General features: G+C 67.8%; 15 protein-coding genes and 1 pseudogene. 7 read left to right on the plus strand and 9 right to left on the minus strand.

Annotated features, from left to right (window positions below; genetic code table 11):
• Window positions 1–9 precede the first annotated feature (9 nt).
• A pseudogene (ahbB, locus tag C461_RS13370) lies at window positions 10–1,165 on the minus strand (siroheme decarboxylase subunit beta).
• A gap of 129 nt (window positions 1,166–1,294) precedes the next feature.
• Window positions 1,295–1,453: a DUF7317 family protein gene (locus tag C461_RS15895; protein ID WP_169316537.1), complete on the minus strand. Its 159-nt coding sequence runs from the start codon at window positions 1,451–1,453 to the stop codon at window positions 1,295–1,297.
• A gap of 324 nt (window positions 1,454–1,777) precedes the next feature.
• Between C461_RS15895 and C461_RS13375 the strand changes: the two genes are divergently transcribed.
• Together C461_RS13375 and C461_RS15900 are read left to right on the plus strand one after the other, a co-directional pair.
• A complete protein-coding gene (locus tag C461_RS13375) occupies window positions 1,778–2,857 on the plus strand; it encodes an anthranilate phosphoribosyltransferase (protein ID WP_008002091.1) in 1,080 nt (359 codons plus the stop codon).
• A gap of 206 nt (window positions 2,858–3,063) precedes the next feature.
• On the plus strand, window positions 3,064–3,213 hold the full coding sequence (locus C461_RS15900) for a DUF7563 family protein (protein ID WP_008002092.1): 150 nt from the start codon (window positions 3,064–3,066) through the stop codon (window positions 3,211–3,213).
• 56 nt (window positions 3,214–3,269) lie between these two features.
• Here C461_RS15900 and C461_RS13380 read toward each other — a convergent pair whose 3' ends face one another.
• From C461_RS13380 to C461_RS13395, 4 genes are all read right to left on the minus strand, one after another.
• Complete coding sequence (locus tag C461_RS13380) at window positions 3,270–4,103, minus strand: NAD+ synthase (RefSeq protein WP_008002093.1); 834 nt, start codon at window positions 4,101–4,103, stop codon at window positions 3,270–3,272.
• A gap of 93 nt (window positions 4,104–4,196) precedes the next feature.
• A complete protein-coding gene (locus C461_RS13385; RefSeq protein WP_008002094.1) occupies window positions 4,197–4,622 on the minus strand; it encodes a hypothetical protein in 426 nt (141 codons plus the stop codon).
• Window positions 4,623–4,754: 132 nt separating this feature from the next.
• Entirely contained in the window at window positions 4,755–5,432 is a 678-nt protein-coding gene (locus C461_RS13390) for an NUDIX hydrolase (RefSeq protein WP_008002095.1), read from the minus strand.
• The gene (locus tag C461_RS13395) at window positions 5,429–5,812 is read right to left on the minus strand and encodes a hypothetical protein (RefSeq protein WP_008002098.1); all 384 of its coding nucleotides are present in this window, start codon (window positions 5,810–5,812) and stop codon (window positions 5,429–5,431) included. Before C461_RS13395 ends, C461_RS13390 begins: the two co-directional genes overlap by 4 nt.
• A gap of 141 nt (window positions 5,813–5,953) precedes the next feature.
• Between C461_RS13395 and C461_RS13400 the strand changes: the two genes are divergently transcribed.
• The 4 genes from C461_RS13400 to C461_RS13415 all read left to right on the plus strand — a co-directional run bounded on the left by C461_RS13400 (window position 5,954) and on the right by C461_RS13415 (window position 9,730).
• Window positions 5,954–6,943 (plus strand): DUF5787 family protein, encoded by a 990-nt coding sequence (locus tag C461_RS13400; RefSeq protein WP_008002100.1) that lies wholly within the window; start codon window positions 5,954–5,956, stop codon window positions 6,941–6,943.
• 53 nt (window positions 6,944–6,996) lie between these two features.
• Window positions 6,997–7,404 carry a CBS domain-containing protein gene (locus C461_RS13405; RefSeq protein ID WP_008002102.1) on the plus strand — a complete coding sequence of 136 codons (408 nt, stop codon included), beginning with the start codon at window positions 6,997–6,999 and terminating at the stop codon, window positions 7,402–7,404.
• 198 nt (window positions 7,405–7,602) lie between these two features.
• Entirely contained in the window at window positions 7,603–8,997 is a 1,395-nt protein-coding gene (locus C461_RS13410) for an NtaA/DmoA family FMN-dependent monooxygenase (RefSeq protein ID WP_008002105.1), read from the plus strand.
• A 358-nt stretch (window positions 8,998–9,355) separates the two neighbouring features.
• Complete coding sequence (locus C461_RS13415) at window positions 9,356–9,730, plus strand: hypothetical protein (protein ID WP_008002107.1); 375 nt, start codon at window positions 9,356–9,358, stop codon at window positions 9,728–9,730.
• Window positions 9,731–9,746: 16 nt separating this feature from the next.
• Here the strand turns inward: C461_RS13415 and C461_RS13420 are convergent, their stop codons facing one another.
• Window positions 9,747–10,220: a deoxyuridine 5'-triphosphate nucleotidohydrolase gene (locus C461_RS13420; RefSeq protein WP_008002108.1), complete on the minus strand. Its 474-nt coding sequence runs from the start codon at window positions 10,218–10,220 to the stop codon at window positions 9,747–9,749.
• A gap of 359 nt (window positions 10,221–10,579) precedes the next feature.
• Between C461_RS13420 and C461_RS13425 the strand changes: the two genes are divergently transcribed.
• Window positions 10,580–12,568, plus strand: coding sequence for an aconitate hydratase (locus C461_RS13425; RefSeq protein WP_008002113.1), 1,989 nt, complete (start codon window positions 10,580–10,582; stop codon window positions 12,566–12,568).
• Window positions 12,569–13,154: 586 nt separating this feature from the next.
• On the opposite strand, the gene C461_RS13430 is transcribed toward C461_RS13425, so the two are convergent.
• Together C461_RS13430 and C461_RS13435 are read right to left on the minus strand one after the other, a co-directional pair.
• On the minus strand, window positions 13,155–13,805 hold the full coding sequence (locus C461_RS13430) for a 30S ribosomal protein S7 (protein ID WP_008002114.1): 651 nt from the start codon (window positions 13,803–13,805) through the stop codon (window positions 13,155–13,157).
• Entirely contained in the window at window positions 13,802–14,230 is a 429-nt protein-coding gene (locus C461_RS13435; protein WP_004048726.1) for a 30S ribosomal protein S12, read from the minus strand. Before C461_RS13435 ends, C461_RS13430 begins: the two co-directional genes overlap by 4 nt.
• Between the last annotated feature and the right edge of the window lie 183 nt (window positions 14,231–14,413).

The following is a 14,413-nucleotide window of genomic DNA, read 5'->3' on the forward strand; positions in this document are numbered from 1 at the left end:
GCTTTTCGATTACTCCTCGTCGGCGACGAGCGACTCGTACTGCGCGCCGGTCTGTTTCAGCGTCTCCGTCGAGTAGAGCCGCTCGTGCTCGAACGGGAGGTGTTCGGCCGCCAACTCGTCGATCTTCGCGTCGACGGCGTCGGCCTCGCGGCCGTGGATCATCGTGAACAGGTTGTACTCCCACTCCTGTTCGGGCCNGTTCGGCCGCCAACTCGTCGATCTTCGCGTCGACGGCGTCGGCCTCGCGGCCGTGGATCATCGTGAACAGGTTGTACTCCCACTCCTGTTCGGGCCGGCGCGGACGGTGGTAACACAGCGTGACGTACGGGAGGCTCCCGACCGCCTCGCCCCGCTCGTCCAACTCGTCGTCCGGCACGTTCCAGACGACCATACAGTTGCTCGTGAACCCGGTGACGATGTGGTTGACGACGCAGCCGATCCGCTTGATACAGCCGTCGGCGAGCAGGCGCTCGACCGCCGCGAGCACGTCGTCGACGGGGGCACCGATCTCCGCGGCCACGTCGGCGTAGGGGGTCGCCGACAGCGGGAAGCCGTCCTGGATCGCCAAGAGGAGGTCGGCCTCCAGCGCGCTCAGGTCCCCGCGGGCGTCCTCGGAGATGCGGGTGGCGGAGACGTCGGTCGATTCCAGAGATTCCCGCGCGAAGCGATCCCCGTTCACCACGGGAAACTCCAAGTCGATGTAGTAGTCCGTGAGCATCGGGAGATTCAGCACCTCGCAGCCGGTTCGGTCCTCGATCTCCGCGAGGATCGCGTCGCGCCGCTCCCGGGAGCCGGCGGTAACGACGAACCACTGGTTCCACTCGTGATCGCGACGGTAGTTGTGGTTCACCTGTCGGTAGCCGTTGATGACCTCGGCGATCTCGTCGAACCGCTCTTCGGGCGCCCGCACGGCCGCCAGCGTCGAGGAGCCGATGACCGGCGGATTGAGCACCGCGCCGAACCGCCGAAACACGCCCTGTTCGCGAAGGTCGCGGACGCGCTCGAGAACCGCGTCGGCGTCGACCTCGACGCCCGTCTCGGCCGCGATCTCGCGGGCGACCCGCTCGAACGGGCGCGGCTCGACGGGGAAGCCGCTCTGGTACTCGTCGATGAGCGCGGCGTCGACCGCGTCGATCCCGGCCCGCCAGTCGGCGTCCAGACTCATACCACGGAGAAGGTGTCGCGCGTACGTACGGGTTTCGGAGAGCGACGAGCTGGCATCCGGAGCGGGCGAATTCGTCAGCGGAAGGGGTCACTCACCCGGCACGCGGTCGGACCGTTCGTCGGATCGCGATCAGTCGTCGCGGGGGGACTCGCCGGGGGTCGGCGCGAACGCCCGCGCGCTCGCTTCCAACTGCGCCGTCGAACAGCCGCCCACGGTCGCGGCCTGTTCGAGCGTCAGCGTACGGGCACGATACAGCGTCAGTGCGGTCGCCACGGATTTGGACGTCATCGGGAACAATTCGTCACTAGGTGGACGAACATATAACTCTAACGGCGTTTGGGGGCAGTTACAAAATCTCTCGGCGAGTAGGTGCGGTGTATCTAACTTATTAGGGGTTAAAAAGAAACATTCGTCTATTTATACTGTGCGATCGACTACCACGGAATCGGCGCGAGCCGTCCGGATCGCCGGTGTCGTCGCTCGCGCGCGTCGCCGCTCGTCGGTGAGCGTCATCAGTCCCGCTCGCGTCGCGCGGCGGTGACTCGGCCGGCCCGTTCTCATCGCACGGGAGCCGAGCGAGGGACTTTTCGTCCGAGGACCCGAACGGCGGACATGGCTCAGGCGACCCAGGAGTTCGGCGAGTGGCCCCTCAAGCGGCTGATGACCGAGGTCTGCGGCTCCGGTCACAAGTCGGCCGACGACCTGACGCGCGCGCAGGCGACAGAGGCGTTCGAGCGCATCCTCGCGGACGAGCCCGACCCGACGACGCTCGGGGCGTTCTGGCTCGCGAACCGCTGGAAGCGAAACGTCCCCGAGGAGCTGGGCGCGTACGTCGACGTGATGTGCGAGCGCGTCGAGTACGCCGAACCCGACGCCGACCCCGTCGACTGCGGCGCGAACTACGACGGGAAGGGACGGTCCGCGATCCTCGGCGTCGCGGCGGGCGTCGTCGCGGCCGCCGCGGGCACCCCCGTCGTCGTCCACTCCGGCGACCGCGTCCCCACGCAGAAGCAGGACGCGTACAAACACGTCCTCGACGAACTGGGCGTCCACACGGAGCTGACGCCCGGTGACTCCGCCGACATGGTCGACGAGACCGGCTTCGGCTTCTACTACCAGCCCGCGTTCAACCCCGCGATCGACGACCTGTTCGACCGCCGCGACCAGATGGGCGTCCGGACGTTCGTCAACACGATCGAGACGCTGGCGAACCCCGCCGGCGCCGCCGTCCACCTCGGCTCCTTCTACCACCTCGCGTTCGCGAAGAAGGTCGTCGACACGTTCGTCGAAAGCGAGTTCCACGACCTCGACCGCGTCCTGATGTTCCAGGGAATGGAGGGGTACGACGACGTGCGCCCCGGCTACACCAAGGTCGCCGAATGGGACGCCGACGGCGGCGACGGCGAACCCGCGTTCGACGACTTCGAAATCGAGACCGCAGACTACGGCATGGACGTCGAAGAGGCGGACCTCGCGGTCGACGACGTCGCGGTCGACTCGGCGCGCATCACCGAGGCGGTGCTCGCCGGCGAGCGCACCGACGCGTTCGCGGACGCGGTCGCGGTCAACGCCGCGCTCCGGATCTACGCCCGCGAGGACGCGGATTCCATCGAGGCCGGCCTGGAGATGGCCCGCGACGCGATCGAGGACGGCTCGGCACAGGCGGTGCTCGAAGCGCTCCGAGCGTTCTGACTCCCGCGACGTCCCGCTTTTCCGACCCGATTTTCCGACCCGTTTTTCAGCCCCATTTGGTTCCTCGCTTCGCCCCCCGGGTCGGCGATTTTTGGGGGAATTTTGGACTGAGTTCGGAAAGCCCACTTAGGTACTCGTCACCAACTCTCACCCGCACAGACCCACCATGACCTACAACCCCATTTCACAGGAGGTGTTCACCCGGAATGCCGACGTGTGAACACTGCAACGCGCACGTCTCGGAGGGGTTCGTCCGCGTGTTCTCGGACGCCCGTGGCCGGATCCACGCGTGCCCCAACTGCTCGGCGAACGCCGGTATCGCAGAAGTCACCAGACAACGGGCGCACGACGCCTGATTGCCGTTTTTCGCGCTTCGGTCCCGGGATCGCGTCCAAGTCTCGGCTCTGTCGGATTACCGCTCCGGAGCCGGCGGCATCGCCCGCTTGTGGGTGCTGCCCTCGACCAGTTCGACGACCCGGTCGACCGCCTCGGCCGGCACGTCGAGTTCGCGGACCGTCGCCGCCCGCGAGAGGCCCCCGTCGACGTGGACCGCGAGGATCGCGTCGACGGTGTCGTAGTCGAGCCCCATCTCCGCGGCGTCGGTCTGCCCCTCCCACATGCCGGCGGTCGGTTCCTGCATGACGAGGTCACGGGGCACGCCGACGTGGGCGGCCAGTTGGCGGACCTGCTGTTTATATAGGTTCCCGATCGGGTTGCAGTCGACGGCCTGGTCGCCGTACTTCGTGAAGTACCCGGTCATGGCCTCCGCCCGGTTGCCCGTCCCGAGGACGATACGGTTCTCGGCGTTGGCGACGAAGTAGTTCAAAACGGCCCGGGTCCGGACGTACACGTTCCCCGCCGCCATGCGGTCGTCGGCGGCCGCCGGGAACGCGTCGAAGAACGACTCCGCGATCGGCTGGATCTCGACCACGTCGTATTCGATCCCCAGTTCGCGGGCGACGCGCTCGGCGTCGCTCATCACGTCCGGATCGTTCACCGCGGCGGGCATGGTGATCCCGTGGAGCCCGTCCTCGCCGAGCGCCTCGACGGCAAGGTAAGCGGTCAGCGTCGAATCGATCCCTCCCGAGAGGCCGAGCACGGCTCCTTCGGCGCCCGCGTCGTCGACGAGGTCGGCGATGAACGCGACGATGCGCTCGCGCGCCGCCTCCAGCTCCGACTCGGAGAAGCGGAGGTCGAGCGGGGGATCGTCCGACAGCAACACCGACTGGTCCGGAGACTGGCTCATGTACGGAGACAGGGACCGGTGCGACTAATACCTCCCCGTCGGCGCGGCGAACTGGACGTTCGTCGGGTTTCGCGGCCGCGCGACTCGCTCTTCTCACTCGTCGGGGACGAGCGGCCCGCGGCGGAACGTCGGGACGTAGAAGATGACCGCGAACGCGACGAACAGCGTCGCGGCGCCGCCGAGCTGCGCCGTCGGGTCCGGCGGCGAGAGCACCGCTCCGCCGATGATCCCGAACAGCAGGCTGGCGCTGAGCCACCCGATGACCCGCTCACCGCGGGTCGCGGGCGTCGCGCGGTCGCCGAGGCGAGGGGCGTACACCGCGTACGCCACGAGAACCGGGACCGCGAACAGCGCCGCGCCGACGCTCACGAGGAGCCGCGCGCCCCTGCCGAGGCCGCGCGCGGCCGCGTCGCGGTACACGACGAACGCGATTCCGACGGCGGCGCCGACGAACGCGACGCCGACCGCCGTACCGAGGAGGGCCGTGAACGGATCGAGACCGGCTTGCAGGGGGAACACGCCGTGAGATCCGACGGCAAAGAGTAAATAACCGATCGGCGGTCCGAGACCGAGGCCGACGCCGGCGACGAGGTGGAGGCGTTCGCTGCGAGACCGCCGCGAACGACGCTCTCGCTGCGAACGACGCTCTCGTTATAAATAGCCCTCGTGGGCGGCCAACAGCAGGCCCTCCAGCGTCGCGTCGTTCGTCGGTGGGGCCCGCGCGATCGCCAGCGCTTCGTCGATCGGCACCGCTCGCGGAACGAGGAACTCGTTGCTGTCGGTGTCGGCCTCGACCGGCTCTAACCCCTCCGCGAACACGTACCCGCGCTTGTGTCGCAACACGCCGGTCGAACACCACACCTCCTGCAGCAGCGACGTCGACGACGGCGCGAAGCCGGTTTCCTCGGCGAGTTCGCGGGCGCCGGCCGCGGTGTACGACTCGCCCGCCTCGACGATCCCGGCGGGGAGTTCCAGTTGGGTGTTTCGCACGGTCGGCCGGTACTGCTCGACGAACAGCACCGCGTCGTCGGCGACCGCGATCACGACTGTCGCCGGCGGCAGCTCCGCCCAGTAGTACTTCTTCTCCGTGCCGTCCGGCTGCTCGACGCGGTCGTACCCGCCGACGAACCAGCCGGGGTCGTACTCGACGGCGACCTCCCGCACCGGCCACTCCGGTTCGCCGGGCAGCGAGTGGCGGCGCCCGTCCGAGAACGCGGGGAGGTCGCGGAGGTCGGTGACGGCGTTGGGGACGTCGGAGGCGGCGTCGGGGTTGGAGGCGCCGGGGGCGTCAGGGGCATCGTCGCTTGCGGACGGCTCGTCGTCGCTCACGGCTGTTCCACCTCGAGGTAGTACGCCTCGCCCTCGTAGCTCACGCGGACGCCGTCGCCCTCGGCGGCTTCCGGGACCCGCTGTGTGAGCGCGTCCACCTCGTCGAACGGCGTGTGCGTGAACCACTCTTTCATTCCGTACGGCCCCATCTGGTCCCCTTCAGAGCGGCCGTCGTCGGCCGTGAGCGCACCCATCATGAACGGGTACCGTCGGTCGGTGACGTTGTTCACGTCAGCGGTCGGCTCCTCGGTCTCGATCGGTTCAGCGGTGAGGTAGTACGGATCGCCGGTGCCGAGATAGCTCGGCAGGGCCCCTAACGCGAGCAGGGCGACGACGATCAGCCCGATGGCGACGAGGAGATTCCGGGTGACCGGGCGCATGGACTTCGTTGGCGCCGCCGACGAATACCGGTTTCGCCCGCGACGCTCCCGTCGGGCCCTCTTCGTCCCGGACGCCTCGCCGGTCCGAATCGTCTCGCTGCCCGCCGATGCGCTTTACTCGCCGCCTCCCTACCCTTCCCCATGGAGTTTCGGTTCGAGCTGGCACTGTGTGCGGCGCTCGAATCCCCCGACCGCGTCGTCGCCCGCCAGCTCGGCGCGGGGATCACGAACCCGGGCGGGCGGATCGTCGACGTCTGCGTGCTGGCGCCGGGTCCCGGCTTCGACCGCCGCGCGGCGATCACCCCGAGCCGGATCCCCGACCCCGCGATCGAGGCCGCCGTGGGGCCGGGCGCGGCGGTTCCCGTCGCCGACGCCTTCGACCTCCCCGCCGATCGCGCCGCGGCCGTCGTCGACCGCGCGGTCGAGGTCGGTTACCTCGAACGCGAGCGCCGCGCCGGCCGACCGGTCGTGCGCGCCACCGCCCGCTACCCCGACGACTGGGTTGGCTCGCTGACCGCGATCGAGAACAAGCCCGACCTCGGTACGCCCGGCGAGTTGGAGGCCCAACTGCGATACGACGCCGCGCTCGGACTGTTCGACGCGGTCGTGCTCGCGACCGCCTCCTACGTCACCCGCGCGCACCTCAACCGCATCCCCGACGCGGTCGGCGTCTGGCGGTTCGACCCAGAGACCGGCGACCGCGAGGTCGTCCGGGAGCCGGCGCCGCTCGACCCGGCGGCGCCGGGCGTCGAGATCCGCGACGAGCGACCGCTTCGGACCGACGTGGCGCTCGTCGGTCCCGACGCGAAGGCGCGGAAACGACGGCGGATCGCCGAGCGCGCGTACGGCAAGGGGTGGCGCCCGTCGCTTCCCGACTGCGCGCACGCGACGGCGACCCCCGACGGCCGGCCGCGCTGCGCGCAGTTCGACCGGGTCGTCGATCCCGGACGCGACTGCGGTGCGAGCTGTGACGCTTACGACCCCCTGACCGACCGCGACGAGTTGGCAAGCGACCGCGACGATGACCCTGCGAGCGATCTCGCCCGCCTCCGCGACGAGCGGACCGCGTGGGTGGCCGAGCCGGACGGCGACGGTCCGCGCCGGCAGTCGGGGCTCTCGCGGTTCCGCTAACCCCCTCGATCCGCGTGGCAACGCTTTATACATCGACGGCGGAACGTACGGGTATGGACGAGATCGAAGACGTGTTCGTCGCGCGACTGATGACGAGCGAACTCCACACCGTGACGCCCGACACCCTGGTCGAGGACGCGGCGGCGGTCCTCCTCGACAACGACATCAGCTCCGCGCTGGTCGTCGACGACGACGGCGACCTCGTCGGCATCCTCACCACGACCGACTTCGTCGACATCGTCGCGAAAAGCCAGCCGAAAGCGGAGACGACCGTGGAGCGGTACATGACTCCGGACCCGATCACGACGACCGCACAGGAGTCGGTCTCCACGGTCGCCGCCACGATGATCGAACACGGCATCCACCACGTCCCCGTCGTCGACGGCGACACCCCGATCGGAATCATCACGACCTCGGACTTCGCCGCGTACGTTTCCTCGCCCGAAACGACCGCCCCGTAAGATTTCCCGCTCCGCTTCCGCTCCGCTTCCGTTCCGCTCCGCTTCCGTTCCGCTCCACCTCCGTTCCGCTCCGCTTCCGTTCCGCTCTGATTTTTCTGCCCTGCGCTCCCCTCGTTATCCCCCGCGTCTGGCGTCCGCGACGCCGTCAAGTGACGCCCCTTTCTGTGGGGTATTACCCGCGAATCGCCTATCGGATCCATGGCCGACCACCTGCATCTCAATCTCTTTACCATGGCCTCCGTCGAGCACGTCTCGCCGGGGTCGTGGACGTATCCCGGCGATCGGTCGCCGGCGTACACCGACCGCGAGTACTGGACCGAGGTCGCCCGCACGGCCGAGCGCGGGGGCTTCGACGCGGTGTTCTTCGCCGACGTCCGCGGGATCTACGACGTGTACGGCGACGACCGCGACACGGCCGTCGAGAAGGCGGTCCAGACGCCGGCGAGCGACCCGCAGCTCGTCGTTCCCGCCATGGCCGAGGTCACGGACGACCTCGGCTTCGCGGTGACGCGCTCGACGACGTACACCCACCCGTACCAGCTCGCACGGGAGTTCTCCACGCTCGATCACCTCACCGACGGGCGGATCGCGATCAACGTCGTCACGTCGTACCTCCAGTCGGCGGCCGAGAACCTCGGACTCGACGAGCGGATGGACAAGGAGACGCGGTACGACCGCGCGGACGAGTTCCTCGACGTCTGTTACGCGCTCTGGGAGGACTCCTGGGAGGACGATGCCGTCGAAGTCGACCGCGAGGCCGGGCGGTACACCGACCCCGAAAAGGTGCACGCGATCGACCACGAGGGCGAGCACTTCTCCGTGCCCGGCCCGCACGGCTGTGAACCGTCGCCACAGCGGACGCCCGTGGTTTATCAGGCCGGCTCCTCGGACCGCGGGCGGGAGTTCGCGGCCGCGAACGCCGAGGCCGTCTTCGCCAGCCAGCCCACCGAATCGGGCGTCCGCGAGTACATGGCGGACGTGAAATCGCGGGCGGCCGACCACGGTCGCGACCCCGAGAGCCTCAGGTTCTTCATCGGCGTCGTGCCGGTCGTCGGCGAGACCGAGGCGGCCGCCGAGGCGAAACACGAGGCGTACAAATCTCACGTCGACGTCGAGGCGACGCTCGCGCTCCTCTCCGGCTTCCTCGACATGGACCTGTCCGAGTTGGACCCCGACCAGAAGGTCGAACACATCGAGACGGACGCGATCCAGGGAACCATGAACGCGTTCACGAAGGCCCAGCCGGACCGGGAGTGGACCGTCCGCGAGGTCGCGGAGTTCTGTGGGCTCGGCACCACGTCGCCGACGATCGTCGGGACTCCCGAACAGGTCGCCGACGAGCTCCAGTACTGGCACGAGACGGTCGGCGTCCACGGCTTCAACGTCAAGGAAGTGGTCCGCCCCGACTCGCTGACGGACTTCGTCGACCTCGTCGTCCCCGAACTGCGCGAGCGCGGGCTCGTTCCCGATCCGGACGCGGCGCCCGCCACCGGTCGCGGCGATCACGGGGGGAGTGGAGGACGCACCCTCCGGGAACGGCTGCTCGGCGCCGGCCAGTCCGGGATCCGCGACGACCACCCGGCAATCCGATAACGCGTCGATCGCCGGGCCGCTGACCGCGTCCCGGCCGTCCCGGTATCAAGACCATTTTGCCGCGTTCTAACACGACAACGCTGCCGCCCCCGGCACGCTTAAGTGGATTCCGCCGCTGATCTCACCTGACGCTTCGCTTGGAGGGCCGAAGCGTCAGCGGGGACCTATCGAACGCACGCTCGTGCCACCTTTTCCCGGCACGGGCGTGTCGTTCGTCCTTTCAACGCCCGAGAGCGTTCAGTTTCTCTCACGCGCTGGACACCGCCGACTGTCCCTGAGCACCACTGAGCACCACTGAGTAGCGCCCCGCACCGCCACCGCCGACAGTCCCAAGTCCCGCTCGCTCGACCGGTCGGGTATGCCCCTGTTGCAGTTCTCGACGACGCTGTCGCTCTCGCCGAGCGAGCGCGAGTCGCTCGTCGCCTTCGTCACCGACCGGTACACGGAGGAGATGTCGACGACGGCCGGCCACGTCGCGGTGACGATCGCCGAGCACGACCGGTCGTCGATGGCGATCGGACGGGAGGTCGACGGACCGCTGTTGTTCCTCGACGCCGAGATCCGCGAGGGGCGCCCGTTCGAGTACAAGCGGGCGTTCGCCGTCGCGGTGATGGAGTACGCCGTCGCCGAACTCGGCGTTCCGGAGCCGAACGCGAAGGTCGTGTTCACCGAGCACGCGGGCGAGGACATGATGGGACTCGACCGCGTCGGGGGCGACTGGAGCCCCGAGTGACGGGCGCCGCTCGTCTTCAGAGCCCCTCGCCCTGATACGTCCCTTCGTAGGTCCCCTCGTGGTCGGCGTCGGCGAACACCATCTGGGCGATCCGCGCGCCCGGCTCGATCGCGATGGCGTGGCCCACGTCGAGGTGCCCCTCGCCGACCCCTTCGTATCCCGCGTCCCACACCGCGGTGTCGAGCGTACACGAGTTCCGCAGCAGCGTCGAGCGCGGGAGCACGAACCCGATCCGCGATTCCGGGATCCGGACCGGCTCGCCGTATCGCACCACGTACGTCCCGGGTTCGAGCCGGTACGCCCCCTCTTCGGTCGCGACTTCTCGCCGGTCGCCGACGCGCTTCCCGTCGCGGCCGATGACTCCCGGCTCCGTCTGTTCGAAGACCGCTCCGAGCGTGAGGTCCACGCCGTTCGGCTGCCGCTGATCGTCGTCGAGGTCGGCGCCGCCCGCTTCGAGCGCCGCCGCGACGGCTTCCCCTGAGTCGAACATGTCCGCTCGAACCCGCGGACGAAACAAAACGATATCGTCCCGCCCGCGGCGCGCCGCCGGCAACGGTGCACGAATCGATCACGCTCCGCCACACCAGCGGATCGGTGTCGCGCCAGCGGATCGGCGTCGCGTCCGCGCCGCCTCGTTCGCGGCGCCGATCGGGCGTTCGCTCGAAACGGCGGATATCGGCCGATAACGGCCTTTATTGGCCTTAAACACTAGTTACGATCATCTATACCATGGGCTATGGTGGCACATCTGTATATGAGCAATACTTACCGCTACAACCTATCTAACACGGTCGATCTTTCGGGAAACTCGCGGGTTTTATATCCACGGGAGAGCCACCTTCGGATGATATGGGACAAACGATTACCGAGAAGATCCTCGATGACCATCTCGTCGAGGGCGAGCTGACGCCCGGCGAGGAGATCGGCATCGAGATCGACCAGGTGCTGACGCAGGACACGACCGGGACGATGGTGTGGCTCCAGTTCGAGGCGCTCGATCTGGACGAGGTCCAGACGGAGCTCGCCGCGCAGTACTGCGACCACCAGACGTACCAGTTCGACTTCAAAAACACCGACGACCACCGCTTCCTCCGCTCGGCGGCCGGCACGTACGGCGCGTACTTCTCCCGCCCCGGCAACGGTATCTGTCACCAGGTTCACAAGGAGAACTTCGCCGCGCCCGGCAAGACGCTGCTCGGGTCCGACTCGCACACGCCGACCCCCGGCGGACTCGGTCAGCTCGCGATCGGTGCGGGCGGGCTCGACATCGCGGTCGCCATGGGCGGCGGCCCCTACTACGTCGAGATGCCGGAAGTCGTCAACGTTCACCTCGAAGGCGAGCTGCCCGAGTGGGCGACCGCTAAGGACATCGCGCTGCACCTGCTTGGCGAGCTGACGGTCAAGGGCGGCGTCGGCAAGATCTTCGAGTACACCGGCCCCGGAGCCGAGAACCTCACGATCCCCGAGCGGACGACGATCACGAACCTCGGCACCGAGCTCGGCGCCACCTCTTCGATCTTCGCGACCGACGAGAAGACGAAAGACTGGCTCGCGCGTCAGGACCGCGAGGAGGAGTACGTCGACCTCCAGCCCGACGACGACGCCGAATACGCGGAGACCATCGAGGTCGACCTCACCGAGCTCGAGCCGCTCGTGGCAGCCCCGTCGATGCCCGACAACGTCGCCCCCGTCAGCGAGTACGCGGGCACCGACGTCGAGCAGGTCATCGTCGGCTCCTGTACGAACGGCGCCTACGAGGACATCCTCCCCAGCGCGAAGATGCTGGAGGGCCGCGAAGTCGCCAAGCAGACCGAGATGATCGTCGCGCCCGGCTCCAAGCAGGCCTCCGAGATGCTGGCCCGCGAGGGCTGGACCGCGGAGATGATGGCGGCCGGCGTCAACTTCTCCGAGGCGACGTGCGGTGCCTGTATCGGCATCGGTCACGTGCCCGCCTCCGACTCCGTCTCGCTGCGCACCTTCAACCGCAACTTCGAGGGTCGCTCCGGCATCGAAGACGACTCCGTCTTCCTCTGCTCGCCCGAGGTCGCCACCGCGGCGGCCATCACCGGCAAAATCGTCGACCCCCGCGACCTCGCCGACGACCTCGGCGACCTCGAGGCGCCCGGCCTCGAGATGGGGACGAAGTACGGCCCCGGCATGGGTCAGTCCGACTCCGACATCATCTCGCCCGACGAGGCGATCGACGACGGACTCGTCAAGGGCCCGAACATCGGCGACGTGCCGATCAAAAACGGTATCGACGCCGAAATCGGCGGTGAGGCGCTCCTCAAGATGGAGGACAACATCACCACCGACCACATCATTCCGGCGACGGCGGACATCCTGAAGTTCCGCTCGAACATCGAGAAGCTCTCCGAGTTCACGCTCTCGCGCGTCGACGACACGTTCGCGCAGCGCTCGCTCGACGCCGACGGCGGCGTCCTCGTGGCCGGCGAGAACTACGGTCAGGGCTCCTCGCGCGAACACGCCGCCCTCTGTCCGATGTACCTCGGCATCGAGGCGGTCTTCGCGCAGAGCTTCGCCCGCATCCACAAGGCGAACCTGTTCAACTTCGGTATCGTCCCGCTCGCCATCGACGCGGAGACGTACGAGCAGATCGACCAGGGCGACGACATCCACATCGTCGACGACGTGCCCGCCGGCGTCCGCTCCGGTCAGGACGAGTTCACGGTTAGCGTCAACGACGACTGGGAGTTCACGGCCGAACTCGACGCCTCCGAGCGCGAACGCGAGATTCTCGCGGCCGGCGGCAAGCTCTCGTGGGTCAAACAGCAGCACACCGGCGGCGACTCCGGCGCGGCGCCCGCCGACGACTGAGCTCGCTGTTCCGCGATAGCGGCTCTCTCGGATCTCTCTCTTCTCTTCTTCTCCGCTTCTCCTCTTCTCGCGTCTCCCGTGCTTCAGCGGTGGCTGTGTGGAGCCATCGATCGCTGGCGGATTGATTGACTGCGGGAGTGAGTGAATCGATCCGGTGGAGTACTCCTTTATAAGTGAGTGTGATGTTTCTGTCGGCTGTTTATAAGTCGTCGCTGACGCGGAGAGAGCGCTGTCAAAACCCTAACCGCACCGCACAGCACCGCAGCCTCACGCCTCCCCAGCCTCGTCGGCCGCCCTCCGCTTCGCTCCGGGCGACCGACTCCCTCGCGCTCGGATTCGCGCCGCGTTGCGGCGCTCACCGGAGCGCGCCAACCGCACATCTGTTTATAAATTGTCGTCGTCGCTCTCGGTTATTTAAATGTCGTGTCACAGTCGGCGGTCTGCGGCACCACTCTCACCATCGCTCGGCCACCTGTCCCGAACCGACCCGCCCTCGACACCGAGCGGCGCCGTCGCTCTGCCTGTCGAGTCGCGGGCGAAAAAAACCGCAAAACGCGTCTCGTCGGTCCGAAAACGCGATCCGGCGTTAGCGGGCCGCGGCGGCGACGCGTTCGCGCTCTTCCTTCTGCGAGATGGAGTAGGCGCCGGCGTCGTAATCGGCGGCGGCGATAAGCTCGTTGGCGAGCGCGTCGGCAGCGGACGTGGTCGACTTGTACGTCGCGCTGGCGACGCCGTCGGAGATGAACAGCAGCGCCTGGTCGACGCGGCGCTGGGGCGCGACGTCGACCGCCTTCGGGACGGAGATCCCGCCGTACTTCAGGCGGACGGTCTCCTCGCGGGGCGCGGCGTTCTCGACGGCCGTGACGAGGATCTGGACCGGGTTCTCCTCGGTCCGCTCGTGGATGATGTCGAAGGCGTCGCGGACGATCCGGGTCGCCTGCTGTTTCTTCCCCGTGTTCTCCTCGGTCTGCATCAGGCGGTTGATCAGCCGCTCGACCAGCGAGATCTCGGACTTCTTGAACTGCTTGGACGCGTGACGGCCCATCGTGTGCGCGATCGGCGTCACCGTCATGTAGCGCTTCGTCGACGGGTCGTCGTAGGCGATCTCGGTGACGTCCCAGACGTCGAACAGCTGCGCGTTCTCGTTGGCGGCCTCGCTGGAAGCGGGCGCGTCAGGCTCGGGCTCGTCGGCGGCGACGTCCACGTCGGACTCCGCCTCGGCTTCTTCCCCGCTCATCTGACGGGCTTCTCCGCGTTGCCGCGAACCAGTTCGATCATCGAGACGCCGTTGACCTTCTCGACTTTGTAGTTGACACCGGAGAGGTCGCCCATCGCGCGACCCTTGGCGCCGCCGATCCCGGCGATCGTGACCTCGTCGTGCTCGTCGATGAACGAGATGGCGCCGTCACCGGGACAGAACGCGGTGACCTGCTTCCCGTTCTTGATGAGCTGCACGCGGACACACTTTCGAATCGCCGAATTCGGCTGCTTTGCCTCGATCCCGACCTTCTCCAAGACGATCCCACGGGCCTGCGGGGCGCCTTCGAGGGGGTCGGACTTCTTTTTGAGCCCGCGCTCTCGCCGAGCGTACTCGGAGTCGGACCAGCGGCGCTTCTGCCGGTCCTGTTTGAGCTTACGGGCCGCGTATTTGCCGTTCGCCATCGTACATCCACTTCCAAACGAAGCTACTTAAGCGTCGTCTTTCTGTGCGGAGAAACGCCCTCAGATCGCTCGAACGGTACCTCTCGTCCGTTCTGAGGGTGTTTCTCTGCGGCACCGAAACGAAAGGACGCTCGCTCGTCCCCGCTGAGCCGGTAAGCGGACGCGAGCGTCCCTCGTTGTTTC

It is taken from the genome of Halorubrum aidingense JCM 13560, from assembly GCF_000336995.1.
Taxonomy (GTDB): Archaea; Halobacteriota; Halobacteria; order Halobacteriales; family Haloferacaceae; genus Halorubrum; species Halorubrum aidingense.

What these genes read in the sequence shown, in the direction of transcription:
- C461_RS15895 (WP_169316537.1), bottom strand. Translation starts at nt 1,453, where the DNA reads ATGACGTCCAAATCCGTGGCGACCGCACTGACGCTGTATCGTGCCCGT.
- C461_RS13375 (WP_008002091.1), top strand. Translation starts at nt 1,778, where the DNA reads ATGGCTCAGGCGACCCAGGAGTTCGGCGAGTGGCCCCTCAAGCGGCTG.
- C461_RS15900 (WP_008002092.1), top strand. Translation starts at nt 3,064, where the DNA reads ATGCCGACGTGTGAACACTGCAACGCGCACGTCTCGGAGGGGTTCGTC.
- C461_RS13380 (WP_008002093.1), bottom strand. Translation starts at nt 4,103, where the DNA reads ATGAGCCAGTCTCCGGACCAGTCGGTGTTGCTGTCGGACGATCCCCCG.
- C461_RS13395 (WP_008002098.1), bottom strand. Translation starts at nt 5,812, where the DNA reads ATGCGCCCGGTCACCCGGAATCTCCTCGTCGCCATCGGGCTGATCGTC.
- C461_RS13400 (WP_008002100.1), top strand. Translation starts at nt 5,954, where the DNA reads ATGGAGTTTCGGTTCGAGCTGGCACTGTGTGCGGCGCTCGAATCCCCC.
- C461_RS13405 (WP_008002102.1), top strand. Translation starts at nt 6,997, where the DNA reads ATGGACGAGATCGAAGACGTGTTCGTCGCGCGACTGATGACGAGCGAA.
- C461_RS13410 (WP_008002105.1), top strand. Translation starts at nt 7,603, where the DNA reads ATGGCCGACCACCTGCATCTCAATCTCTTTACCATGGCCTCCGTCGAG.
- C461_RS13415 (WP_008002107.1), top strand. Translation starts at nt 9,356, where the DNA reads ATGCCCCTGTTGCAGTTCTCGACGACGCTGTCGCTCTCGCCGAGCGAG.
- C461_RS13420 (WP_008002108.1), bottom strand. Translation starts at nt 10,220, where the DNA reads ATGTTCGACTCAGGGGAAGCCGTCGCGGCGGCGCTCGAAGCGGGCGGC.
- C461_RS13425 (WP_008002113.1), top strand. Translation starts at nt 10,580, where the DNA reads ATGGGACAAACGATTACCGAGAAGATCCTCGATGACCATCTCGTCGAG.
- C461_RS13430 (WP_008002114.1), bottom strand. Translation starts at nt 13,805, where the DNA reads ATGAGCGGGGAAGAAGCCGAGGCGGAGTCCGACGTGGACGTCGCCGCC.
- C461_RS13435 (WP_004048726.1), bottom strand. Translation starts at nt 14,230, where the DNA reads ATGGCGAACGGCAAATACGCGGCCCGTAAGCTCAAACAGGACCGGCAG.